The organism is Bradyrhizobium sp. USDA 4341 (assembly GCF_054063755.1).
Genome location: NZ_JBSSGO010000002.1, coordinates 503,284 through 526,620, shown reverse-complemented (window position 1 = coordinate 526,620; position 23,337 = coordinate 503,284). Strand labels below are relative to the sequence as shown.

The window sequence follows — 23,337 nt, the reverse complement described above, 5'->3', positions numbered from 1 at the left end:
CGCAGCTCATAGCGCAGCTCGCGCGCAGGCTGCGTTCACAATGTCGTCTGTATCAATGGCCGTTGGGAAGCGCTGTCACTTCAACAGGCGAGCGCTCCACAGGATGCACTACACGGCCCTGGAACGGACCATGGGCTTGCGCTCGGCTGCCGACGGTTCGCGGAACGCCGGCGTGTCTCCAACAAGCGGCTTGAGAGGAACCGTGAGCCTGCAGATCAATCCCTCGGCGCGCCAATCGAAATCGGCCCGTCCGCCGAGTTGGGTTTCGATGCTGGCGATGACACTTCGTGTGCCGAAGCCTTTCTGTTTCGGCTTGGTCACCGGAGGCCCGCCGGATTCCACCCAGGCCAGGATGAGCGTGTCGTCCGCCACTTCCCAGGTGATCGCGAGCCGGCCCGGCAACACCGACAGGCTGCCATATTTGGCGGAGTTGGTGACGAGCTCGTGCAGCGCCAGTGCCAGCGTCTGCGCGGTCGCGGGCTGCAACTGTACCTCTCCGCCGGCGATCCGGATCTGCCCGGCCTCGGAATAAGGCGCGATCTCCTCGGTCACCAGCCGCCGGATTTCGGCGCCCTGCCAGCTCGACAGCGACAGCACGGTGTGAACCCGCGCCAGCGCCGTGATGCGGCCCTCGACCGCCCGCACATAGGCGGTCACGTTCTGCGCGCGCGTCAGGCGCACGATCGACTGCGCCAGCGCGAGCGCGTTCTTGGCGCGATGGTCGACCTCGCGGGTCAAGAGGCTCTGCCGTTCCTCGGCCTTCTTGCGATCGGTGATGTCGACGGTGACGCCGCTGACCCGCACCACCCTGCCGCTCCTGTCGCTGGTCGCCGCAGCCGTGCCGACGCACCAGCGGATCTCGCCGTCCGGCCGCACGACGCGGAATTCGGCCTCATAGGATGTGTGGCCGTTGCCGAAGCCGGTCCAGCCCTGCCGGAGTTGTTCGACATCGTCCGGATGAAACAGCGCCCGGATATTATCGGAGGTCAGTGCGAAGGATTTCGGATCGACGCCGAAGATCTTGTATTGCCCCTCGTCCCACATCCAGTCGCCGTTGACCCAATCCCAGTCCCACGAGCCCATCTTGCCCGCGGCAATCGCCATGCTGCGGCGCGCCTCGCTTTCGACCAGCCGTGTGGTCGACTGCTCGAGCTCGGCGGTGCGGGCGCGCACCCGGTCCTCGAGCTCGGCGTTGAGGCGTTCGAGTTGCCGCGTCTTGCGGTAGAGCTCGGCGAACACGCGAATCTTTGCGCGCAACACTTCCGGCACGACCGGCACCGGCACGTAATCGACCGCGCCCATTTCGTAGCCGCGCAATCGATCGATGTCGCTGACCTGGATTGCCGAGATGAAGATCATCGCGGTCTTCTGGAAACGCGGATGCTCGCGGATCATTGCCGCGAGCTCGAAGCCGTCGAGCTCGGGCATGCAGACGTCGACCAGGATGACCGCGACTTCATTCTTGAGCAGGAACTCCAGCGCCTCGCGGCCCGACGAAGCGGCCACGAGCGTCTCGCCGAGCTCCTTCAGGATGACCTCATAAGCCAGCAGCTTGGCCGGCTGGTCATCGACCAGAAGGATGTTCACCTTTTCATGGTCCATCATGTTCGATCGCCGATCAGCGGTGCAGCCACATGCGGATCGCCAGCAGCAGTTGCTCGGTGTTCACGGGTTTCGCCAGATAATCGGATGCGCCTGCTTCCAGGCATTTCTCCCGGTCACCTTTCATCGCCTTCGCGGTCAGCGCGATGATCGGCAGCCGCGCAAAGGCGGGATTTTGCCGGATGGCGCCGATGGTCTGGTAACCGTCCATCTGCGGCATCATGATGTCCATCAGCACGATCGCGATCTTCGGATTGGACTCGACTAGCGAGATCGCCTCGTGACCGGTTGTCGCAGTCAACACCTTCATACCTCGCCGCTCCAGCACGCTCGACAGCGCGAAGATGTTGCGGGCGTCGTCGTCGACCAGGAGCGCGGTCTTGCCAATAAGATCCTCATCGGAACTATTGAGCTTCTCCAGCATCCTCTGTTTTTCGACAGGCAATTCCGTGATCACACGGTGCAGGAACAGTGACGTTTCGTCGAGCAGACGTTCGGGCGACTCCACGCCTTTGACGACGATGCTGCGCGCCATCGTGTGCAGTTCCGCGTCCTCTTCAGCCGAAAGTTCCCGGCCGGTAAACACGACAACGGGAACATTGGAGAGCGTCTCGTCGTTGCGGATATGATCCAGCACCTCGAAGCCGCTCATGTCGGGCAGGCGCAGATCGAGCACGACACAGTCGCACGGATGCTCGCGCAACGTTGAGAGCGCCCCTGCCCCGGTTCCGCTGGTCACGATCTCGATATCCTCGTGGCCGAGCAACTCGGTGATGCTGAGCTGCTCCGCCGCATTGTCCTCCACAATCAGCAGGCGCTTGCGACGCGGTCTGGCGTATTCCTTGATCTGCGACAGCGCCGCGCTGACGCCCTCGGTCGTGGTCGGCTTGTTGACGAAGGAGAAGGCGCCGCGCGCCAGCGCATGTTGCCGGTCCTCGTCGAGCGTAATGATCTGGACTGGAATGTGACGGGTGAGCGGATTGTGCTTGAGCTGGCTCAGCACCGTCCAGCCCAGCATGTCGGGGAGGAAGACGTCGAGCGAAACTGCGCTCGGCTGGAACTGCTTGGCGAGATCCAGCGCCTCGGCGCCCCGGCTTGCAACCAGAACCTTGAAGCCCTTGTCGCGCGCCAGATCGATCAGCACCCGCGCGTAATGCGGGTCGTCCTCGACGATCAAGAGGATCGTGTCGCCGGGCTCGAGATCGAGCCGGTCGTCCGGCAGCTGCTCGATCACACGCTCCTGTGTGCCGGACGACTGCAGCGACGCCGCCGCCGTGTGCGGCATCGCAAATGGCTGAGCCTGCGGGCGCAACGCCACCGACGGTCCGGCATATTTCAGCGGCAGATAGAGCACAAAGGTCGAGCCTTTGCCCGGCGCGCTTCGCAGATGAATCTCGCCACCGAGCAGGCCGGCCAACTCGCGGCTGATGGCAAGGCCAAGGCCCGTGCCGCCATATTTGCGGCTGGTGCCGGCATCGGCCTGCTGGAACGCTTCGAAGATCAGCTTCTGCTTGTCCTGGGGAATGCCGATGCCGGTATCCGACACTTCGAATGCGACGACGGCCGGTGCGGCATTCAGGATCGGATGCTCGGCGCTCCAGCCGCCGAGCGCGGCCGACACAGTCAGGCTAACGCCGCCGTCCGCGGTGAACTTGAACGCATTCGACAACAGATTCTTCAGCACCTGCTGCAGCCGCTTGGAGTCGGTCACCATGCTGCGCGCAAGGTTGGCATCGACATCGATGCTGAAGGACAGATGCCGGTTCTCCGCCTCGTGCCGGAACGGCCGCCCGACGGTCTCGAGCAGGCTCGAGGTGAGGATTTCCTCGGCATCGACCGTCACCGTGCCGGACTCGATCTTGGACAGATCGAGAATGTCGCTGATCAGGTTCAGCAGGTCGGTGCCGGCGCCATGAATGGTGCGGGCGAACTCGACCTGCTTGCCGGTCAGATTGCCGTCCGGATTCTCCGTGAGCTGCTGGCCCAGGATCAGGATCGAGTTCAGCGGCGTCCGCAACTCGTGCGACATGTTGGCGAGGAATTCGGACTTGTACTTCGAGGTCAGCGACAGCTCGGTCGCCTTCTCTTCCAGCGCGCGGCGGGCCTGCTCGATTTCCTGGTTCTTGCGTTCGACGTCGACGTTGCGTTCGGCCAACTGCTGGGCCTTCTGCTCGAGCTGGTCGTTGGTCTGCTGCAACTCCTTCTGCTGGGTCTGCAATTCGCCGGCGAGCTGCTGCGACTGCTTGAGCAGCGCCTCGGTCTGCATCGTCGCCTCGATGCTGTTGAGCACGATTCCGATGCTGTCGGTCAGCTGTTCGAGGAAGGTGATCTGCGATGTCGTGAACGACGAGATCGAGGACAGCTCGATCACCGCCTTGACCTGGTTCTCGAATTGCACCGGGAAGACGACGAGGTTCTTCGGCATGATCCGCATCAGCGCCGAATTGATCGGCACCGCGTCGCCGGGAATGTCCGAGACGAGGCGCTGGCGCTTGTCGAGTGCGCACTGGCCGATCAGTCCCTCGCCGAACTGGACGATTTGCGGATGCGGATTGCTGCTGTCGCTGGCATAGGCCGACAGCAAGCGCAGCTGCGCATTCTCGGGATTGTCGACCTGGTAGATCACGCCCATATGCGCGTTGATCAGCGGCGCGAGCTCGGTCAGCAACAGGCGGCCGACGGTCGCGAGATCGCGCTGGCCCTGCAGCATGTTGGTGAAGCGCGCCAGATTGGTCTTCAGCCAGTCCTGCTCGGTGTTGCGCTCCGTGGTGAGACGGAGGTTGCCGATCATCGTGTTGATGTTGTCCTTGAGCTCCGCGACTTCGCCGCGCACGTCGACCTGGATCGAGCGCGTCAGGTCGCCCTTGGTCACCGCGGTCGCCACTTCCGCGATCGCGCGCACCTGGGAGGTCAGGTTGGCTGCGAGCAGGTTGACGTTGCCGGTGAGGTCCTTCCAGGTGCCTTCGGTGCCGGGCACGTTGGCCTGACCGCCGAGCCGGCCCTCGACGCCGACTTCGCGCGCCACGCTGGTGACCTGTTCGGCGAAGGTCGCAAGCGTCTCGGTCATGTTGTTGATGGTGTCGGCGAGCGCGGCCACCTCGCCCTTCGACTTCACCGTCAGGTTCTGCTTCAGGTCACCATTGGCGACCGCGGTCACCACCTTGACGATGCCGCGCACCTGCTCGGTCAGGTTCGCCGCCATGACGTTGACGGTGTCGGTGAGGTCTTTCCAGGTACCGGCGACACCGCGAACCTCGGCCTGGCCGCCGAGCTTGCCCTCGGTGCCGACTTCGCGCGCGACGCGCGTCACCTCGCCGGCGAAGGCGTTGAGCTGGTCCACCATCGTGTTGATGGTGTTCTTCAGCTCGAGGATTTCGCCCTTCACGTCGACCGTGATCTTGCGCGACAGGTCGCCGCGCGCCACGGCGGTCGTCACCTCCGCGATGTTGCGGACCTGCGTGGTCAGGTTCGCGGCGAGAAGGTTGACGTTGTCGGTGAGGTCCTTCCAGGTACCGCCGACGCCGGGCACCACGGCCTGGCCGCCGAGCCGCCCCTCGGTGCCGACCTCGCGCGCCACGCGCGTCACTTCGGCGGCGAACGAGCGCAGCTGCTCGACCATCGTGTTCAGGGTGTCCTTGAGCAGCAGGATCTCGCCGCGCACGTCCACCGTGATCTTCTTCGACAGATCGCCGCCGGCGATCGCGGTCGCGACCTCGGCGATGTTGCGGACCTGCGCCGTGAGATTCGACGCCATGAAGTTGACGTTGTCGGTCAGGTCCTTCCAGGTGCCGGCGACGCCGGGCACTTCGGCCTGGCCGCCGAGCTTGCCTTCGGTACCGACCTCGCGCGCCACGCGCGTCACTTCGCCGGCGAAGCCGTTGAGCTGGTCGACCATCGTGTTGATGGTATTCTTCAGCTCGAGGATTTCGCCCTTCACGTCGACCGTGATCTTGCGCGACAGGTCGCCGCGCGCCACGGCCGTCGTCACTTCGGCGATGTTGCGGACCTGCGCCGTCAGATTGCCGGCCATCGAGTTGACGCTGTCGGTCAGGTCCTTCCAGGTGCCGGCGACGCCGGGCACGTTGGCCTGGCCGCCGAGGCTGCCGTCGGTGCCGACCTCGCGCGCCACGCGTGTCACCTCGCCCGCGAAGCGGTTGAGCTGGTCGACCATCGTGTTCAGCGTTTCCTTCAGCTGAAGGATCTCGCCGCGGACGTCGACCGTGATCTTGCGCGACAGGTCGCCGCCGGCGATCGCGGTCGCGACCTCGGCGATGTTACGAACCTGCGCCGTGAGGTTGCCGGCCATCGAGTTGACGCTGTCGGTCAAATCCTTCCAGGTGCCGGCGACGCCGGGCACTTCGGCCTGTCCGCCGAGCTTGCCGTCGGTGCCGACCTCGCGCGCCACGCGCGTGACTTCGCCGGCGAAGGCGTTGAGCTGGTCGACCATCGTGTTGAGCGTTTCCTTCAGCTGAAGGATTTCGCCCGACACGTTCACGGTGATCTTCTTCGACAGGTCGCCCTTCGCCACCGCGGTCGCGACCTCGGCGATGTTGCGGACCTGTGCCGTCAGGTTCGAGGCCATCGAGTTGACGCTGTCGGTCAAATCCTTCCAGGTGCCGGCGACGCCGCGCACCTCGGCCTGGCCGCCGAGCTTGCCCTCGGTGCCGACCTCGCGCGCCACGCGCGTCACCTCGCCGGCGAAGGCGTTGAGCTGGTCGACCATCGTGTTGATGGTGTCCTTCAACTCGAGGATTTCACCGCGCACGTCGACCGTGATCTTCTTCGACAGGTCGCCATTGGCGACCGCGGTGGTGACGCCGGCGATATTGCGGACCTGCGCGGTCAGGTTCGACGCCATGAAGTTGACGTTGTCGGTGAGGTCCTTCCAGGTGCCGGCGACGCCGAGCACGTTGGCCTGGCCGCCGAGCTTGCCCTCGGTGCCGACCTCGCGCGCCACGCGCGTCACTTCCGACGCAAACGCGTTGAGCTGGTCCACCATCGTGTTGAGGGTTTCCTTCAGCTGAAGGATCTCGCCCGATACGTTCACCGTGATCTTCTTCGACAGGTCGCCGCCTGCGATCGCGGTCGCGACGTCGGCGATGTTGCGGACCTGGGCGGTCAGGTTCGACGCCATGAAGTTGACGTTGTCGGTCAAATCCTTCCAGGTGCCGGCGACGCCGGGCACCTGGGCCTGGCCGCCGAGCTTGCCTTCGGTGCCGACTTCGCGCGCCACGCGCGTCACTTCCGAGGCGAACGAATTGAGCTGGTCCACCATCGTGTTGATGGTGTCCTTCAATTCGAGGATCTCGCCGCTGACGTCGACCGTGATCTTGCGCGACAGGTCACCGCGCGCCACGGCCGTGGTCACGTTGGCGATGTTGCGGACCTGAGCGGTCAGGTTGCCGCACATCGCGTTCACCGAGTCGGTGAGGTCCTTCCAGGTACCTGCGACGCCGGGCACGATCGCCTGGCCACCGAGCTTTCCATCGGTGCCGACCTCGCGCGCCACGCGCGTCACTTCGGAAGCGAATGAACGCAGCTGATCGACCATCGTGTTGATGGCCTCCTTCAGCTGCAGTATCTCGCCACGGACGTCGACCGTGATCTTCTTGGACAAGTCGCCGTTGGCGACCGCGATCGTCACCTCGGCGATGTTGCGGACCTGGCCGGTCAGGTTGTTGGCCATCGAGTTGACGCTCTCGGTCAGGTCCTTCCAGACGCCGGTCACCTCCGGCACCTGGGCCTGGCCACCGAGCTTGCCCTCGGTGCCGACTTCGCGCGCCACGCGCGTGACCTCGGAGGTAAACACCGAGAGCTGCTTGATCATCGTGTTGACGATGTTCGCCGACTGCAGGAATTCGCCGCGCAGCGGCCTGCCCTCGACGTCGAGCTGCACGGTCTGCAGCAGGTCGCCCTGCGCCACCGCGGCAACCGCGCGGGTGACTTCGCGGGTCGGCCACAGCAAATCGTCGATCAGGGTGTTGACCGAGCTCTCCATGTCGGCCCAGGCGCCACTGGCGAGGCCGAAATTGACGCGCTGGCGGGTCTGTCCCTCACGGCCGACGACCTGCCCGACGCGCGCCAACTGCTGCGCCATGCGCTCGTTGGCGGCTGCGATTTCGTTGAAGGCGTCGGCGATCTTGCCATCGATACCGAGATAGTCGCCACGCATCCGAACCGAGAAGTCGCCACCGCGCATCGCCTGCAGCGATTGCAGCAGGTCGTGCGAGGAATCGAGACTTCCGTTCGATGATTGGGCGCGGCGTGTATCAGCACGGGGACGAGGCGGCGAACCGAGATCGGTCATGTAATTTCCCCTACGCGCTGGCCACGAATCCAAGGACTCGGAGAAGCCAGTGTGACCATAAGAATGACTGCCCCTGATCTATTCAAGCGGGAAAACGCCAAAACCGCGATTTGTGACGCAAACCGAGGGGCTTAATCGTCGATGGAACCAAAAGTTCCCATGCGCATTGGAACTTTTTGCGCAGGAGCGTAAGCCGTTCATATTGCTTGGGCCCGATCGGCGCATTTGATCGCATTGGAACATTGGCCTCCCCGGAACGTTCCCGGCGTTGGCAGGATTGGTGATGGTTAAAAAGTCAGACCAGCTCAAGCGGGGCATTCTCGAAAGCGAACGCAGCTTCCGCCTGTTGGCCGGAGGGGCGATTGACTATGCGATTTGCACGCTCGCCCCCGATGGACGGGTGATCAACTGGAATAAGGGCGCCGAGCGCATCACCGGCTATCCGGCCAAGACGATCCTCGGCAAGCACTTCTCGGTCTTCTACCCTGAGGAGGATCGTGCATCGGGCCTTCCCGCGATGGCGTTGCGGATGGCGCGGAAGGAAAAGCACGCCGTGGCCGAGGGCTGGTGCGTCCGCAAGGATGGCTCGCAATTCTACGCCTCCGTCGTCATCGATCCGATCTACGAGAAGCGCAAGCTCGTCGGCTACGCGATGGTCACCCGCGACATCGCCGAGCGCCGGCAGGCGCGCGCGGATCTCGAGGCCAGCGAAAGCCAGTTCCGCCTGCTGGTCAGCAATGTCACCGACTACGCGCTGTACATGCTGACGCCGGCCGGCATCGTCGCCAACTGGAACGCCGGCGGCGAGCGCATCAAGGGCTATTCGCCAAGCGAAATCATCGGCCAGAGCTTCGCGCGGTTCTACACGCCGGCCGACCAGGCCGCGGGCAAGCCGGCTCGTGCGCTCAAGATCGCGGAAGAAACCGGGCACTACGAGGAGGATGGCTGGCGGGTCCGCAAGGACGGCTCGTTCTTCTGGGCCAGCGTCGTGATCGATCCGATCCGCGACAGCGACGGCAGCCTGGTCGGCTTTGCCAAGATCACGCGGGACATTTCCGAGCGGCGTGAGGCGCAGCAGAAGCTCGAACTGGTGCAGCGACAGCTGGCTGAATCGCAGAAGATGGATGCGCTGGGCCAATTGACCGGCGGCGTCGCGCACGACTTCAACAACCTGCTGATGATCATTTCGGGCAATCTGCACCGGATCAAGCGCGAGGTGACGAGCGAGCGCGGCCAGCTTGCCCTGAGCGCGATCGAAACCGCATCCGAGCGCGCCGCATCCCTGACCAGCCAGCTGCTCACCTTCGCGCGCCGCCAGAGCGTCAACCCGCAGACCATCGATGTCGCCGACAGGATCACCGCGGTGCGCGAGGTGCTGAGCAGCGCGCTCGGCGGCGCGATCAAGCTGAACTTGGAGATCCAGCCGGATATCTGGCCGATCTTCGTCGACCCGAACGAATTCGAGACCGCGCTGATCAACCTTGTCGTCAATGGGCGGGACGCGATGGCTAGTGGCGGCACGCTGACGGTCTCGGCCCGAAACGTACCCGCAACCACCGAGGTGGCCGTCGGCGTAGCCGATACCGGCGAGGGCATCCCCCAGGATGTGCTGAGCAAGGTCTTCGACCCGTTCTTCACCACCAAGCCGGTCGGCAAAGGGACCGGCCTCGGACTGTCCCAGGTCCACGGCTTCGCCCACCAGGCGGACGGCCGGATCGAGATTGCAAGCACGCTAGGCAAGGGCACCACGGTCAGCATCTACCTCCCGCGCGGGACTGAGGCCGCAACGGGTACGACTGCGGGCGACAGCGTGCGCGGCTCCGCAACGGTCCTGCTGATCGAGGACAATCCGGCGGTCGCCGATGCGAGCACGGGCCTGCTCGAACAGCTCGGCTACACCGTGCGTTGGGCTTCGAACGCAGAGGCTGCCTTATCGGAAATCGAGACCAACGGGGTCGACGTGGTGTTCAGCGACATCGTGATGCCCGGCAAGATGGATGGGCTGAAGCTGGCGCGCACGATCCGGGACAGGAGGCCCGAGCTGCCGATCCTGCTGACGACGGGTTACAGCGAGAGTGCGCGCAACGTGCGGTCCGACTTTCCGGTTCTGCGCAAGCCGTACCGCATTCAAGACCTCAGCCGCGAACTCTCGAAGCTGACGGGGCAACGCTCCGTAAGCGTGTCGGACGATCTCCCGGCAGATGAAGATCTGCCTAGGAAGGCGAGAGCGCGGTCGTAATTTTCAAATGGAGGGCTAACGGTCCGCTGGCCAGGTTCGCCGCACCAATTGCACCCGTTCGATGCGGCTGCATTGTTCGCAGCGATATTGAAGGATGTCCCTGCCCTCACTGCCCGGAGAGCTGCTCTCAAGCCGCATCGTCCTGATGCAGCTGATGCAGGAGATCAGCGTCAGCAACGGGCTGCGATCGTCATTCATCGATGCCCGCGGTGGTGCGGTCGGATCGGCGATCATGGCGCTGGGCGATGCTATGGTGTTGGCTCTCACCACAAGAAAATGCCCACCCGCGGCTAGGGTTCCCGCCGCGAAACCAGATTCGGACTCGAGCCGGTGTGTGACGCGCCCTCCCGCTCGGGCGGACCGATCAAACCCTCGCGTTGCTCTGGCCCGGACTGAGCTTGCCTTTGTCCGATTTGTCGGGAGCCGGCTTGCCGGCCGCAACGGCACGATCCGCAAAGCTTCGGCTCAGCCGCTCCCGCACCGTGGGGAGGCGCTCGCCGCCGCCGGCGGCCTTCCACCGGCCGATGAGTTCGGCCACTTCGGCGCGCATCGCCATCAGCCGGTAGGACGCTTCGCTGCAATCCAGATCACGGTTGACCTGATCCCGGATCGACGCCTCGACCAGGCTCATCTCAGCCCGCAAAGTGCTGATCTTGCGACGAATTTCATTGATCTTGTTGTCCATGCCTTGTTAGAACAAAAATAGAACATATTGTCAAGTCACGATCCGGCAAGCGAGGTGAGCGATGAGCATGGCAGCGGTGAGATTTGGCGGGGTTGCGGAGCGGCTTGGCGGGCTGATGTCGCGTGCCCAGGCGCTGCGGTTGCGGACCTTGGCCGAGGAGGCCTATCAGCCGAACCAGTACGCACGCGACCTGACGTCGGAGGAAGCCGAACGGCGCATCGATGCCCTCCGGGCGGAGATCGCACTGGCGGATTCCTTCTGAACCGCCCAACCCGACCGACCCGGACACTCCCTTAAGGCTTTGATATAGCGGGGCAGCTAGGTCTGTTCTGTTATTGCGGTTTGCCTTTTGGGGGAGCCTTTCGTGCTGGAGCTGGAGAAGCGGTCGCCGCTTGCGTTCCCGATCACGCTGAGAGACGGGCGAACACTCGCGACCGTCGGCGACGCGGCGGACTACCTGTCAGCATTGAGCGCGGATCAGCGCGAGCGCGGGTACTGGAAGACGGCGATCATGATGTTCAACAACGCGATGCGCGAACCCAGCTATCTGAGGATCGCAACGATGAACCTGCGCTCTGCCCTTGTGTACGACCGCCTCGTCGACGACGTCGGCCACTGATTGTGGTGTTGCAGCTACAGCCGAATCGGCGCGCCTTTCGTAAGGCCCGTTCGTTATGGCCGCAAACAAGGTAACGGCGGTACACGCGACGGCCGGGTGCGCAATGCGCTTCGGCCGCACTCTCGGGCCGCCGCGGAGGGCCAAGGCGGCCCATTTCTTTTCAGAGCAATTTGGCGCGGACGAACAGCATCCGCAGCGCGGAGGTTGCTTGCACCGTCAGCATGGCGTTACCCGCCGCTCGCTCCAGCGCGACCAGCGCGTCGTCATGCAGTGAGCGGAACTCCATCCATTCGACGGCGCTGAGATTGCTGATGAAGCGGTAGGCCTGACCGACGGTCGCGAGCGTCACCGTCTCGCCGTTCAGCCGCACTCTGAATGTCGCCTTTAGCGGCGTGTCGGATTTGGAAACATCACCCATGGCGCGGTTGTGCTCCGCGGCGCGTTAATGTCAATCTAATTTCTCTGCTCCCATAGAGGTGCGCCGGCTCCACGGAATCGCAATGTCTGTTAGCGTTTCGTGGGGGTGATTCGTGCCTGATCTTGCCAACACAGCCTATCTCGATGCGCTCAATTCCGAGCAGCGCCGCGCCGTCGTGCACGGGGTCGGCAAGGATGGCATCGTCGGCGCCCCGTTGCTGGTGATCGCGGGCGCGGGCTCCGGCAAGACCAATACGCTCGCCCATCGCGTCGCGCATCTGATCGTCGCAGGCGCAGATCCGCGCCGCATCCTGTTGATGACCTTTTCGCGACGCGCAGCCGCCGAGATGGCCGGCCGCGTCGAACGCATCGCGCGGCGCGTGCTCGGCGATCGCGCCTCGATCATGACCGATGCGCTGAATTGGGCCGGCACCTTCCACGGCATCGGCGCGCGACTGCTCCGCGAATTCGCCGAACGCATCGCCCTCGACCCGGCCTTCACGATCCATGACCGTGAGGACTCCGCCGACCTGATGAACCTGGTCCGCCACGATCTCGGTTTCTCCCGCACCGAAAGCCGGTTTCCCACCAAAGGCACATGCCTTGCGATCTATTCGCGCTGCGTGAACGCGGAGATGCCGATCGAGGCCGTGCTGGGCCAGTTCTTCCCGTGGTGCTCCGGCTGGGCCAGCGAGTTGAAGCAATTGTTCGCGGCCTATGTCGAAGCCAAGCAGCGGCAGAACGTGCTCGATTACGACGACCTCCTGCTCTACTGGGCGCAAATGGTGACGGATACGGCCCTAGCCGAGGAGATCGGCGGCCGCTTCGACCATGTGATGGTCGACGAATATCAGGACACCAACCGCCTGCAGTCCTCCATCCTGCTCGCGCTCAAGCCGGCGGGACGCGGGCTCACCGTCGTCGGCGACGACGCACAGTCGATCTACTCGTTCCGCGCCGCGACCGTGCGCAACATCCTCGACTTCCCGGCGCAGTTCAGCCCGGCCGCCGAGATCGTCACGCTCGACCGCAACTATCGCTCGACGCAGCCGATCCTGGCGGCAGCCAATGGCGTGATTTCGCTCGCCAAGGAACGCTTCACCAAGAACCTGTGGACCGACCGGACCTCGACCCGCAAGCCGCTGCTCGTCACGATCCGCGACGAAGCTGATCAAGCCCGTTACATCGTCGAGCAGGTGCTGGCCAATCGCGAGGAAGGCGCGCTGTTGAAGCACCAAGCGGTGCTGTTCCGCACCTCCTCGCACAGCGGTCCGCTGGAGGTCGAGCTGACCCGCCGCAACATTCCCTTCGTGAAATTTGGCGGCCTCAAATTCCTCGATGCCGCGCACGTCAAGGACATGCTGGCGCTGCTGCGCTTCACCGCCAATCCGCGCGACCGGGTCGCCGGCTTTCGCATCCTGCATCTGTTGCCCGGCGTCGGGCCGGCCTCGGCGCAGCGCGTGCTCGACCGCATGGCAGAAGCCGCCGATCCGATCGCAGCACTCGTGGCGCTGCCTGCCCCGCCCCGCGCCGGCGCCGACTGGCGGCTGTTCGTCGAAGCGATCGAGAACCTTCGCTACTCGGAATGGCCCGTCGACATCGAACGCGCGCGCCTCTGGTACGAGCCGCATCTCGATCGGATCCACGAGGACAGCGAGGTCCGCCGCGCCGACCTTATTCAGCTCGAGCAGATCGCCGCCGGCTATCCGTCGCGCGAACGCTTCCTCACCGAGCTCACGCTCGATCCGCCCGACGCGACCAGCGACCAGGCCGGCGTGCCGCTGCTCGACGAGGATTATTTGATCCTGTCGACCATTCACTCCGCCAAGGGGCAGGAATGGAAATCCGTCTACGTGCTCAACGTCGTCGACGGCTGCATGCCCTCCGATCTCGGGGCCGGTACGTCGGCTGAACTCGAGGAGGAGCGCCGCCTGCTCTATGTCGCCATGACCCGCGCCAAGGATGATCTGCATCTGCTGGTGCCGCAGCGCTTTTTCGTCCACGGCCAGGCCGCCAAGGGCGACCGCCACATGTACGCCTCGCGCACCCGCTTCATCCCGGAGCGGCTGCTGCCGATGTTCGAGCGGACCAGCTGGCCGCGCGCCGCCGCCGGGCAGGCCTCGTCCGCCAGCCGCGCCCCGCCGATCGATATCGGCGCCCGGATGCGCGGCATGTGGCGCTGACGCCGGCCCGAAAAATCTTGCTGACGGCAGGAACGAAGCGGCCCGCCTCGCGTTGAGGGGCTGTTCGTAATCGGCAAACGACCATCCCGACGGCTTCGGCGCGGTGCTCCGCGCTGGAGCCGTCTTTTTTGCGCCGCGTCAATTCACGCAGGAAATAATTTAACCGGTTGGTCAAAACCCTTCAGCACGTGATCGGAACCGGCCGCCGTGATCATGTCGCGGGTTCGGTCGCGCACGGCCGTCGTGACCAGGATCTCGCCGGATTTTGCCATCGCCTGGGCGCGTGCCGCGCGATTGACCACCGTGCCGACCGCCGTCAGGTCGCGGTGGGTCTGGCCGAACTCTCCGAAATTGGTGTCGCCGCTGTCCATCCCGATGCCGATGCCGAGCTCGATGTCGCCGGCGCCGATCGTCCGCACCAGGGCGTCGTGCCTTTCCTGGAAACGGCGCTGGATGTCGCGCGCTGCCAGCAAGCCCTGCACGGCATGATCCTCCCGCCGCACCGGAAAATTGAAGATCGCGAACACGGCATCGCCGATCGTCTTGTTGAGAATGCCGTCATAGCGCCAGATCGCGGCGGCGCAGTCGTCGTAGAACGCATCGAGCAGCGATGTCAGCCCGTCCTGCGCGATGGTCTGCGTCAGTGTGGTGTAGCCGCGCAGATCGGCGAACAGGATGGTGGCGTCGATGGTCACGGCGCGTGCCTTCATGATCTTCGAGAAGGCCATCTCGCAGATCGTGCAGGTGTTCGGATTCATACGGCTCGGCCGGACACCGAACAGGCGGAACGGCGCCGACAACGGGCCGCGCAGCGGGATCGGCATATGCAGGTTTTGCCAGCAGCCAAGGCAGATCGTTACGGGTTCTGGAGTCATCGGCGTGTCACCTGCTGTTCCAGCAACGAAACCACCCCACCCTGGCTCCGTCGGTCATGGCGTCCCCACGAGATTGCCGCGCTCAGGCGGTCGTCACGAAACTCACTCCAATCCGCGTCTTCTTGCTCCAGATCACCTGGCACTCATGGACGACCGAGGCGTCCCGGGCCATCACGAGGCGGAATCTGTGCGGGACGAAGGCCGGATTCTCGACCTCGATGGCCGCCCCTTCCGGCGACATGTTCACGATCGTGCAATGCATAACCGAACCGCCCGACGAGACATAGCCGGGTTCATTGACCTCGGTTCGCGGATACTTGCGCTTTTCGTCCACCCGGCCTCCCCCTTAAGCTTTCCTCACGCAAACGTGGGCGATCGGCATTGCAGGAGTCAACGGCTCCTACGGCTTGCATCAGGCTTTCGCACCACGATTTGTGCGCAGCAGTAAGCCGAATTGCTTATCGCGCCCGTGCAGATGAGCCCCGCGTCGGTGCGGGCTTGCCGTTCGCGACAGCGCGAGGATAGCCTCACCCTATGGGCGATGCGCTGGCGCGACGCACGCTCCCAACAATAACGAACTGGCGCCATGGGGAGACGCGCCATGTTCGAGATTCTCGATCGCCGGACGACTCTGACCGGCAACCAGATCAAGATCCTTGCGGCGGCCATCATCGGCGATGCGCTGGAGTTCTTTCGACTACTTCCTGATCGGCTTTGTGCTCGCGTTCCTGATCGGGCCGTGGAAACTCACCTTTGGCCAGTCGGCCACCGTCCTGATGAGTTCCGGCATAGGTGCCATCCTCGGCGCCTATCTGTGGGGCTGGCTCGCCGACCGGGTCGGGCGCCGCATCGTCTTCATCGGCACTGTCCTGAACTTCTCGATCGCGACCGGCCTGCTCTATTTCACGCCCGACAATGGCTGGGTCTATCTGGCGATCCTGCGCTTCTTTGTCGGCACCGGCGTCGGCGGGCTCTATTGTGTCGACTTGCCGTTGGTGCAGGAGTTCATGCCCTCGCACAAACGCGGCTGGGTGGGCGGGCTCGTGACCTGCGTGATCCCGCTCGGTGTCGGGCTCGGCGCGGTGCTGGGCGCGATCATGGGCACTGATCAGTGGCGGCTGCTGTTTGCGATCGGCGTGCTGCCCGCTGTCCTGGTACTGCTGGTCCGGCTCTGGGTTCCGGAGTCGCCGCGCTGGCTGTGCCGGCAGGGACGCTATGACGAAGCCCGCAAGTCGCTGGCCTGGGCGCTGCAGGTGCCGCCATCGGAGCTGCCGTTGCCGAGCGCGGCCGACGCCGGCCCGATCGTCAAGACGAGCTGGTTCGACCTGTTCAAATATCCGCGCAGCCTGATCGTCTCCTGGCTCGGCAATGCCGGGGCGCAGACCGGCGTCTACGGCATCACGCTGTGGGCGCCCGCGCTGTTCGTGCTGCTCTTGAAGGTCACGCCGCAGGAGGCCGCCAAGATGATGATCCTGCTCAGCATCACCGGCTTCCTCGGACGCATCTCGTTCTCCTACTTCTCGGAACTGCTGGGACGGCGCATCGCCGGCGGCCTGCTCGGCTTCGGCGCCGGCGCGCTGACCATCATTGCCGGCTATCACTACGACGCGACGCTGTTCGGCATGTCGGCGTTCTGGCTGCTGCTCGGCGCCGCGTTCTTCTTCGCCGACGGCGGCTTTGCGATCGTCGGGCCCTATGCCGCGGAGGTCTGGCCATCGCATCTGCGCACCACCGGCATGGGATCGGCTTACGGCTTCGGCGGGATCGGCAAGATCATCGGACCGGTCGGGCTTGCCCTGATCGTCGGCTCGAACAACTACCTCAAGCCGGATGTGCCGCTGACCCAGATCCCGACCGCCTTCGTCTACCTCGGCTGCTGGTTCCTGATGGCGGGCGCGGTCTATCTGTTCTTCGGGCTCGAGACCCGGGGCAAGTCGATCGAGCAGATCGACAAGGAGCTCAACGCGACGGCTGACGTCGCGGCCTCCGCGACGATCCGGCGCGCCTGAGGGAGGCCGACATGACCGTGACTTCTGCCGATCTTGCCGGCGATCGCGACGTAATCGCCCGCGCCGAGGCGATCAGGGACGCGGTTGCGGCCGCCTCCGACGAGATCGAGACGACGCGCCGCCTGCCGCCCGATCTGCTCGACCGGCTGCATGAGGCGCGGCTGTTCCGCCTGCTGTTGCCGCGCTCGACCGAGGGGATCGAGACCGATCCCCTCACCTTTTTCCATGTCATCGAGACCATCGCCAAGGCCGATGCCTCGACCGCGTGGTGCCTGAGCCAGGCCGGCGGCTGTGCCATGTCGGCGGCCTATCTCGACCTGGCGGTCGCGCAGGAGGTGTTTGCCGACCCGCGCGCCGTGCTGGCCTGGGGACCCGGCCCGAAGGTCAAGGCGATCGAGTGCGCGGGCGGCTACCGCGTCACCGGGGTCTGGTCGTTTGCATCAGGCGGACGGCACGCCACCTGGCTCGGCGCCCACTGCCCGGTCTATGCCGCCGACGGCTCGCCGCGCCGCGACGCCAATGGCGAGCAGGTCGAGCGCACCATGCTGGTGCGGACCGAAGACGTCGAATGGACCGACATCTGGAACACGGTCGGGCTGCGCGGCACCGCCAGCGACCAGTTCGCGCTCAACGACGTCTTCGTCCGCGCGGACCATTCGATCACCCGCGAGTTCGATCGCGAATGCCGCGAGAATGGTCCGCTGTACCGGATGAGCAACCACACCTGCTACCAGATCGGCTTCGCCGGGGTCGCCTGCGGCATCGCGCGCAGTGCGCTGGACAATTTCGTCGACGTCGCCCGCAACAAGGTGCCGCGCGGCATGAAGAAGACGCTGCGCGACAATGCCGTGGTGCAGTCCGGCCTCGCCCAGGCCGAGGTCAATCTGCGCGCCGCCCGCGCCTTCCTACTGCAGTCGATGGCGGATATCTGGCAGGACCTGGTTGCCGGCCACAGCATTACGGTCGCGCAGCGCATGACGATCCGGATGGCGGCGACGCACGCCATCCACAAGGCACGGGAAGCCGTCGACTTCGCCTACAACACGGCCGGTGCCACCGCGATCTTCGACGGCCATCCGCTGGAGCGGCGGTTCCGCGACATCCACACCGTGACCCAGCAATTGCAGGGCCGCTTCAGCCATTTCGAGACCGTCGGCGCCTGGATGCTGGGCGTCGATGCCGACCTCAGCTTCGTTTAACCCGATTTCGCAGGGAGAAGAACCATGCCACTGGGTGGACTACAGCATTTCACGATCGAACCGCAGGACCTGGAGAAGACCAAGGCGTTCTATTGCGATGTGCTCGGGCTCGAGAATGGCGATCGTCCGCCGCTCGACTTCCCCGGCTACTGGCTCTATTCCGGCGGCCAGGCCACTGTCCATTTAATGGGCACGCGCAAGCCGCGCGACGGCATCGTGGTGCGCGGCACAGCGAAGAAATATGAAGACACCGGGCGGCTCGATCATATCGCCTTCGCCGCCACCGACGTCGACGGCGTGCGCAAGCGCCTGCAGGCGAAGAACGTCAGCTTCCGTGAGCAGATCGTGCCGCGCACCGGCGACACCCAGATCTTCCTCTACGATCCCGACGGCGTCGGCGTGGAGCTGAACTTCCCGAAGAGCTGAACCGGTCTTCGCCGGATTATCCGCTGCTCAACAATTGGCCGGCGCATGTGCCGGCCAAATTTTCATCTCAGCAAAACGGTCCCCGACAAAGGCCCTGACTCGGCCATCACTCGGGCGTGATCCGGTCCGTTTTTCTTCAACATTGAATGACGAATTAACCGGGCCGCGCCGCTGCGGCAGAATAGCCGGGTGCTGCGCCTTTAACCTACCCCAGGGCCTGGTGGCCCGGCTATTCGTCCCCACTTCGCCGTGGGAAATGGCTCTAGTCGAGCCCGCGTTCGTGGCTGAGGCGGACCATTTCGTTGATGAAGATTTGTTTCTGCTTGTCGTCGAGGCTCGCATAGAGCGGCTCGGCAGCGTCGGCGACGCCGCGCTGATCGACTGCGCGGTCATTGAGGAACTGGGCCTCGTTGCGCATCTGCTCGATGATGTCGTCAGGCGGATCGCGCTGCGCGCGCGCAATGCGCAGGTTGAGGCGGTCGGCGCCATTGTGCCCGAGATAGTGCATCGCACTGTTGAAGCCGGCCCAATTCTTCTCCTGCTCCGGCGTCAGGTTGAGCTCCTTCTTGATCCGCTCGATGTTGGCGTCGCTGTTGGCGACGATCTGTTCGGCCGTGAGCTGCGGCGCCCCGGCCTGGGTCAGCACGGTCGGCGCCTGTTTCGCACCCTTGTCCTTGGCGGCAGCCTTGGCCGATTTGGCGGCCTTGGCGCCCTGTTTGTCGCTGGACGCCGGAGGCTGGGCGTTCTTGCCGTTTCCGGCATTGTTGCCGGTCAACACCCCGGTTACGCCTGTCACCACCCCGACAACGCCGCCGATCGCGCCACCCAAAACTCCGCCAACCGGTCCGGCGGCCTTGTTGCCTTCGCGCGCGCCGTTTTCGACGCCCTGCACGATCTGCGCATCGACCATATGAGGCACTGCAAGCAGCGTGACGGCGGCGGCCCCAACCGCGGCGCACAACCTCCATTGCGCTCGCAGCTTCGCTACCGGGATGAGCATGATCGGGTCTCCGTGATCGATGGTGGATTGCAGGACTGACGCGGCGGGCAAGTTCGACGAATCCGGAGTTTATCGTTTCCGGCTTCGGCAAGTCTATCGGTCGCGCTGGCCATCAACATGACGGAACACGGCTCGGTGAGGCGTGGCCGGAAAGCTGCGGCTCAACCGCGCACCGTCCGCGAGCATCGTCGCGCCAAGCTCCGCGTGCGTCGCAGCATGATCATTGGACGCACGGCAAACCACGGGGCAACTGTAGTGATGCTGATGACACTGCCTGCGATTTGACCACAACGTTAGTACTACTTGGCATAGGCATCTCGTTTCTCGACAGCAGCCGGCAATTCTGTTCTGATCAGTGTGAATGAAATCCCGCGACGTCGCGCAAACGCGACGCACAAAAACAACAACGGGATTCAAAAAGTCTTTTGTCCGTCGGCTACCAGGGAGGGAATGCCATGTCACGGAAGAAGCTTTCGCGCCGAGAATTCGTTGCAGCGACAGCGCTGTCATCGGCGGCGCTCATTACAGCCCCCTACGTACGTGGCGCCTACGCAGCCGGAAAGCTCTCGATGGGATTCTGGGATCATTGGGTGCCGGGCGCGAACAGTGCCTCCACCGAGCTGGTCAATGAATGGGCCGCCAAGGAAAAGGTCGAGGTCCAGATCGACTACATCACCAGCCAGGGCAACAAGAACATCGTCACCATCGCCGCCGAGGCGCAGGCGAAATCCGGTCACGATATCTTCCAGATGCCGACATGGTGGCCACAGGCCAATGCGGAACTGCTCGAGCCGGTCAACGACATCATGGACCCGCTCCTCAAGCTGAACGGCGACGTCAACGGCACGGTGAAGTATCTCGGCCAGGCCGACGGCAAATGGCTCGGCGTTCCCGCCAGCGTCGGCAGCCAGATCAAGGGCCCCTGCTCGCGCATCGATCTGATGAAGAAGTACGCCAACATCGACGTCCAGGAGATGTATCCGGCCGGAAGCCCGCCGAAGGCGGACAACTGGACCCTCGATACGTTTCTCAAGGCGGCCGAAGCCTGCCACAAGGCCGGCTTCCCGTTCGGCATCGGTCTCGGCGAGACCAGCGACAATGTCGACACCGCCGGCGCGATCTTCAACTCGTTCGGCGCGCAGCTGGTCGACGCCAAGGGCAACCTCACGGTCAAGACCGACGCGGTGCGCCAGTCGCTCGAATTCTACAAGAAGCTGCTGGCGTTCCTGCCGCCCGACGTTGCCGCATGGGACGATGCCTCCAACAACAAGTGGCTGGTCGCGGGCAAAGGTGCGATGATCATGAACCCGCCGAGCGCGTGGGCGGTCGCCAAGCGCGATGCCCCGCAAGTCGCGGAGCAATGCTGGACCCACGGATTCCCTGCCGGACCCAAGGGACGTTTCGCGCCCTATCTGCCGTTCTTCTGGTCGATCTGGTCGTTCTCGAAGAACAAGGAAGCGGCCAAGAGCCTGCTGTCCCATCTGTCGCAACCGGCATCGATCGAGAAGATGGTGGTCGCGAGCGGCGGCTACGACCTGCCGGCCTACGAAAAGCTCACGACCTTGAAGATCTGGGAAGAGGTAGGGCCGCCCAAGGGCACGCTCTACCACTACCCGAACCCCTTCAAGCACCAGACGCTGTCGATGGCGGCCTCGCCTGCCCCGCCCAAGGTCGCGCAGCAGATCTACTTCCAGGCCACCCTGACCAAGATGTGCCTGCGCTACTACCAGGGTGAAAGCATGGAAAAGACGCTCGCCTGGGCCGAGGGCGAGTGCGAAGGCTTCATGCGAAGCTGACGACGAGCGGGCTTTCGCGCGACCGTCCGTAGTGCCGGCCGCGCGGGGTCTCGTCTTCACATCCCGGCCGCCGAACCGGCGAGCCGTGCAACCAACCCGCGCGAGGGACCTGCGTTATGGTTGACGTCGCATTCCAATCCAACCGTACAGCCGCGGCCCCGGCAGGGCGACGGCGCACCGGTCTGCGCAACGCGCTGCGGCGCAAGTCGATGTCCGCGTTCCTGATGGCGCTGCCGTTGATCCTCCTGATCGGCGTGCTGGTGATCTATCCGGCCATCTACTCGCTGCATCTGGCGACGCTGAACAAGGCGATGACCAAGTTCGTCGGCCTTGGCAACTTCGAGTTCCTGTTCAAGCGCGAGACCTTCTGGCTGGTGGTCAAGCAATCCTGCATTTTCGCGATCTCGGCGGTGGTCTTCAAAGCGCTGATCGGTTTCATCGTCGCGCATTTCGTGCACAATGTCCCCGCCAACAAGCAGCGCAAATGGCGCGGCATGCTGCTGGTGCCATGGGTGATCCCGCCGGCCATGAGCACGCTGGCCTGGCTGTGGCTGTTCGACCCGTCCTACAGCGCCTTCAACTACACGCTTGCGTTCTTCGGCCTTGGGCCGATCCCGTGGACCGGCGACGCGATGTGGGCGCGCTTCTCGGTGATCCTGGTCAACGTCTGGTACGGCGCGCCGTTCTTCATGATCATGTATCTGGCGGCGTTGAAATCGGTGCCCGAGCAGCTTTATGAGGCGGCCGCGATCGACGGCGCCAATTGGTGGCAGCGGATCTGGTACGTGACCCTGCCGATGATGCGCAACATCATCGCGATCACGACGCTGTTCTCGCTGATCGTGACCTTCGCCAATTTCGACATCGTGCGCATCCTGACCGCGGGCGGGCCGCTCGACCATACCCACATCTTCGCCACCTGGGCGTTCCGCGTCGGCATCGAGGGCAGCGACATTCCGCTCGGCGCCAGCGTCTCGCTGTTCATGGTGCCGATCCTCGCGGTCGCGGCGATCTTCATCCTGCGCGACATCACCAAACGCGGGAATGAATCCTGATGAGCACGGTGACAATCGACAAGTCCGGACCGACCCGCAAGGTCAAGTACGGCAGCATGAGCCGCGACCGGACCTGGGCGCTGCGCTGGTCCTATTTCTTCCTGACGCTGTTTGCGATCTTCTCGCTGGTGCCGCCGCTCTACATGCTGATCACCTCCCTGAAGGGCAGCGCGGAGATCTCGGCAGCGACCAATCCGTGGTGGGTGTACCACCCGACACTCGAGAACTACATTCAGCTGCTGACCTCGAACCAGTTCCTGCGCTTCTTCTGGAATTCGGCCTGGGTCTCGATCATCGTGGTCACCATCACGATGCTGATCAGCGTGCCGGCGGCCTTTGCGCTGGCGCGGATGAAATTCTGGGGCTCGGCGACGCTCGCAACCGGGGTGTTCCTGACGTACCTCATTCCGGACAGCCTGCTGTTCATCCCGCTGTTCAAGATGTTCGCGGTTATCGGCGACTGGACCGGCATTCAGCTCATCAATCGCTGGTACGTGCTGCTGTTCATCTATCCGACGCTGACAGTGCCGTTCTGCACCTGGATCATGATCGGCTATTTCGCCTCGATCCCGAAGGAGCTCGACGAAGCCGCGATCATCGACGGCGCGAGCTGGTTCCAGACGCTGACCCGGATCTTCATCCCGGTCGCCCTGCCCGGCCTGATCGCGGCGACGATCTTTGCCTTCACCGTCTCCTGGGCCCAGTTCCTCTATCCCCTGGTGTTCACCACCTCGACCGATCAGCTGGTGCTGCCGGTCGGCATCATCACGACCCTGATCAAGGGTGACGTCTTCAACTGGGGGCAGATCATGACCGGCGCCCTGCTCGGCGCCGCGCCGCCGCTGATCATCTACGCTTTCCTGATGGACTACTACATTGCCGGCCTGACCGCCGGTGCGACAAAGGGTTGAACGCGACAAAGGTA

Annotated in this window: 17 protein-coding genes; 10 read left to right on the top strand and 7 right to left on the bottom strand. The window is 64.2% G+C overall.

The window, feature by feature from the left end; translation table 11 throughout:
• Positions 1–108 precede the first annotated feature (108 nt).
• Together ACVIGB_RS08180 and ACVIGB_RS08175 are read right to left on the bottom strand one after the other, a co-directional pair.
• The gene (locus ACVIGB_RS08180) at positions 109–1,602 is read right to left on the bottom strand and encodes a sensor histidine kinase (RefSeq protein WP_092125634.1); all 1,494 of its coding nucleotides are present in this window, start codon (positions 1,600–1,602) and stop codon (positions 109–111) included.
• A 16-nt stretch (positions 1,603–1,618) separates the two neighbouring features.
• Complete coding sequence (locus ACVIGB_RS08175) at positions 1,619–7,909, bottom strand: HAMP domain-containing protein (protein ID WP_425304799.1); 6,291 nt, start codon at positions 7,907–7,909, stop codon at positions 1,619–1,621.
• A gap of 283 nt (positions 7,910–8,192) precedes the next feature.
• On the opposite strand from ACVIGB_RS08175, the gene ACVIGB_RS08170 reads away from it, so the two are divergent.
• A complete protein-coding gene (locus ACVIGB_RS08170) occupies positions 8,193–10,148 on the top strand; it encodes a PAS domain S-box protein (RefSeq protein ID WP_456723116.1) in 1,956 nt (651 codons plus the stop codon).
• A gap of 364 nt (positions 10,149–10,512) precedes the next feature.
• Here the strand turns inward: ACVIGB_RS08170 and ACVIGB_RS08165 are convergent, their stop codons facing one another.
• Positions 10,513–10,833, bottom strand: a complete 321-nt coding sequence (locus ACVIGB_RS08165; protein WP_092114455.1) for a hypothetical protein — start codon at positions 10,831–10,833, stop codon at positions 10,513–10,515.
• A 61-nt stretch (positions 10,834–10,894) separates the two neighbouring features.
• Between ACVIGB_RS08165 and ACVIGB_RS08160 the strand changes: the two genes are divergently transcribed.
• A complete protein-coding gene (locus ACVIGB_RS08160; protein WP_229166414.1) occupies positions 10,895–11,095 on the top strand; it encodes a DUF3072 domain-containing protein in 201 nt (66 codons plus the stop codon).
• A gap of 102 nt (positions 11,096–11,197) precedes the next feature.
• Positions 11,198–11,452, top strand: coding sequence for a hypothetical protein (locus tag ACVIGB_RS08155; protein WP_092114454.1), 255 nt, complete (start codon positions 11,198–11,200; stop codon positions 11,450–11,452).
• 160 nt (positions 11,453–11,612) lie between these two features.
• Here ACVIGB_RS08155 and ACVIGB_RS08150 read toward each other — a convergent pair whose 3' ends face one another.
• Positions 11,613–11,870, bottom strand: a complete 258-nt coding sequence (locus ACVIGB_RS08150) for a hypothetical protein (protein ID WP_092114453.1) — start codon at positions 11,868–11,870, stop codon at positions 11,613–11,615.
• Between the two features lie 112 nt (positions 11,871–11,982).
• Here ACVIGB_RS08150 and ACVIGB_RS08145 point away from each other — a divergent pair, with 112 nt between their 5' ends.
• The gene (locus ACVIGB_RS08145) at positions 11,983–14,052 is read left to right on the top strand and encodes an ATP-dependent helicase (RefSeq protein WP_456723117.1); all 2,070 of its coding nucleotides are present in this window, start codon (positions 11,983–11,985) and stop codon (positions 14,050–14,052) included.
• 143 nt (positions 14,053–14,195) lie between these two features.
• Here ACVIGB_RS08145 and ACVIGB_RS08140 read toward each other — a convergent pair whose 3' ends face one another.
• Entirely contained in the window at positions 14,196–14,927 is a 732-nt protein-coding gene (locus ACVIGB_RS08140; RefSeq protein WP_456723118.1) for an adenylate/guanylate cyclase domain-containing protein, read from the bottom strand.
• An 82-nt stretch (positions 14,928–15,009) separates the two neighbouring features.
• A complete protein-coding gene (locus ACVIGB_RS08135; protein ID WP_092114450.1) occupies positions 15,010–15,261 on the bottom strand; it encodes a PilZ domain-containing protein in 252 nt (83 codons plus the stop codon).
• A gap of 343 nt (positions 15,262–15,604) precedes the next feature.
• Between ACVIGB_RS08135 and ACVIGB_RS08130 the strand changes: the two genes are divergently transcribed.
• Genes ACVIGB_RS08130 through ACVIGB_RS08120 form a run of 3 tightly spaced genes read left to right on the top strand, consistent with a single transcriptional unit; the run spans position 15,605 to position 18,561 of the window.
• A complete protein-coding gene (locus tag ACVIGB_RS08130) occupies positions 15,605–16,936 on the top strand; it encodes an MFS transporter (RefSeq protein ID WP_456749127.1) in 1,332 nt (443 codons plus the stop codon).
• Positions 16,937–16,947: 11 nt separating this feature from the next.
• Positions 16,948–18,135 (top strand): acyl-CoA dehydrogenase family protein, encoded by a 1,188-nt coding sequence (locus ACVIGB_RS08125; protein ID WP_456723119.1) that lies wholly within the window; start codon positions 16,948–16,950, stop codon positions 18,133–18,135.
• A gap of 24 nt (positions 18,136–18,159) precedes the next feature.
• Positions 18,160–18,561 (top strand): VOC family protein, encoded by a 402-nt coding sequence (locus ACVIGB_RS08120; protein ID WP_456723120.1) that lies wholly within the window; start codon positions 18,160–18,162, stop codon positions 18,559–18,561.
• Positions 18,562–18,823: 262 nt separating this feature from the next.
• Here ACVIGB_RS08120 and ACVIGB_RS08115 read toward each other — a convergent pair whose 3' ends face one another.
• On the bottom strand, positions 18,824–19,561 hold the full coding sequence (locus ACVIGB_RS08115) for a Spy/CpxP family protein refolding chaperone (protein WP_456723121.1): 738 nt from the start codon (positions 19,559–19,561) through the stop codon (positions 18,824–18,826).
• Between the two features lie 455 nt (positions 19,562–20,016).
• Here ACVIGB_RS08115 and ACVIGB_RS08110 point away from each other — a divergent pair, with 455 nt between their 5' ends.
• The 3 genes from ACVIGB_RS08110 (at position 20,017) to ACVIGB_RS08100 (ending at position 23,323) form a co-directional block, all read left to right on the top strand.
• On the top strand, positions 20,017–21,357 hold the full coding sequence (locus ACVIGB_RS08110) for an ABC transporter substrate-binding protein (protein ID WP_092114445.1): 1,341 nt from the start codon (positions 20,017–20,019) through the stop codon (positions 21,355–21,357).
• A 116-nt stretch (positions 21,358–21,473) separates the two neighbouring features.
• Positions 21,474–22,412 (top strand): carbohydrate ABC transporter permease, encoded by a 939-nt coding sequence (locus ACVIGB_RS08105; protein WP_456723122.1) that lies wholly within the window; start codon positions 21,474–21,476, stop codon positions 22,410–22,412.
• Positions 22,412–23,323, top strand: a complete 912-nt coding sequence (locus tag ACVIGB_RS08100) for a carbohydrate ABC transporter permease (protein WP_092114443.1) — start codon at positions 22,412–22,414, stop codon at positions 23,321–23,323. The genes ACVIGB_RS08105 and ACVIGB_RS08100 overlap by 1 nt, the downstream gene beginning before the upstream one ends.
• Positions 23,324–23,337: the final 14 nt, after the last annotated feature.

What these genes read in the sequence shown, in the direction of transcription:
- ACVIGB_RS08140 (WP_456723118.1), bottom strand. Translation starts at nt 14,927, where the DNA reads ATGACTCCAGAACCCGTAACGATCTGCCTTGGCTGCTGGCAAAACCTG.
- ACVIGB_RS08165 (WP_092114455.1), bottom strand. Translation starts at nt 10,833, where the DNA reads ATGGACAACAAGATCAATGAAATTCGTCGCAAGATCAGCACTTTGCGG.
- ACVIGB_RS08125 (WP_456723119.1), top strand. Translation starts at nt 16,948, where the DNA reads ATGACCGTGACTTCTGCCGATCTTGCCGGCGATCGCGACGTAATCGCC.
- ACVIGB_RS08110 (WP_092114445.1), top strand. Translation starts at nt 20,017, where the DNA reads ATGTCACGGAAGAAGCTTTCGCGCCGAGAATTCGTTGCAGCGACAGCG.
- ACVIGB_RS08105 (WP_456723122.1), top strand. Translation starts at nt 21,474, where the DNA reads ATGGTTGACGTCGCATTCCAATCCAACCGTACAGCCGCGGCCCCGGCA.
- ACVIGB_RS08150 (WP_092114453.1), bottom strand. Translation starts at nt 11,870, where the DNA reads ATGGGTGATGTTTCCAAATCCGACACGCCGCTAAAGGCGACATTCAGA.
- ACVIGB_RS08160 (WP_229166414.1), top strand. Translation starts at nt 10,895, where the DNA reads ATGAGCATGGCAGCGGTGAGATTTGGCGGGGTTGCGGAGCGGCTTGGC.
- ACVIGB_RS08175 (WP_425304799.1), bottom strand. Translation starts at nt 7,909, where the DNA reads ATGACCGATCTCGGTTCGCCGCCTCGTCCCCGTGCTGATACACGCCGC.
- ACVIGB_RS08100 (WP_092114443.1), top strand. Translation starts at nt 22,412, where the DNA reads ATGAGCACGGTGACAATCGACAAGTCCGGACCGACCCGCAAGGTCAAG.
- ACVIGB_RS08180 (WP_092125634.1), bottom strand. Translation starts at nt 1,602, where the DNA reads ATGGACCATGAAAAGGTGAACATCCTTCTGGTCGATGACCAGCCGGCC.
- ACVIGB_RS08115 (WP_456723121.1), bottom strand. Translation starts at nt 19,561, where the DNA reads ATGCTCATCCCGGTAGCGAAGCTGCGAGCGCAATGGAGGTTGTGCGCC.
- ACVIGB_RS08120 (WP_456723120.1), top strand. Translation starts at nt 18,160, where the DNA reads ATGCCACTGGGTGGACTACAGCATTTCACGATCGAACCGCAGGACCTG.
- ACVIGB_RS08130 (WP_456749127.1), top strand. Translation starts at nt 15,605, where the DNA reads ATGCGCTGGAGTTCTTTCGACTACTTCCTGATCGGCTTTGTGCTCGCG.
- ACVIGB_RS08170 (WP_456723116.1), top strand. Translation starts at nt 8,193, where the DNA reads ATGGTTAAAAAGTCAGACCAGCTCAAGCGGGGCATTCTCGAAAGCGAA.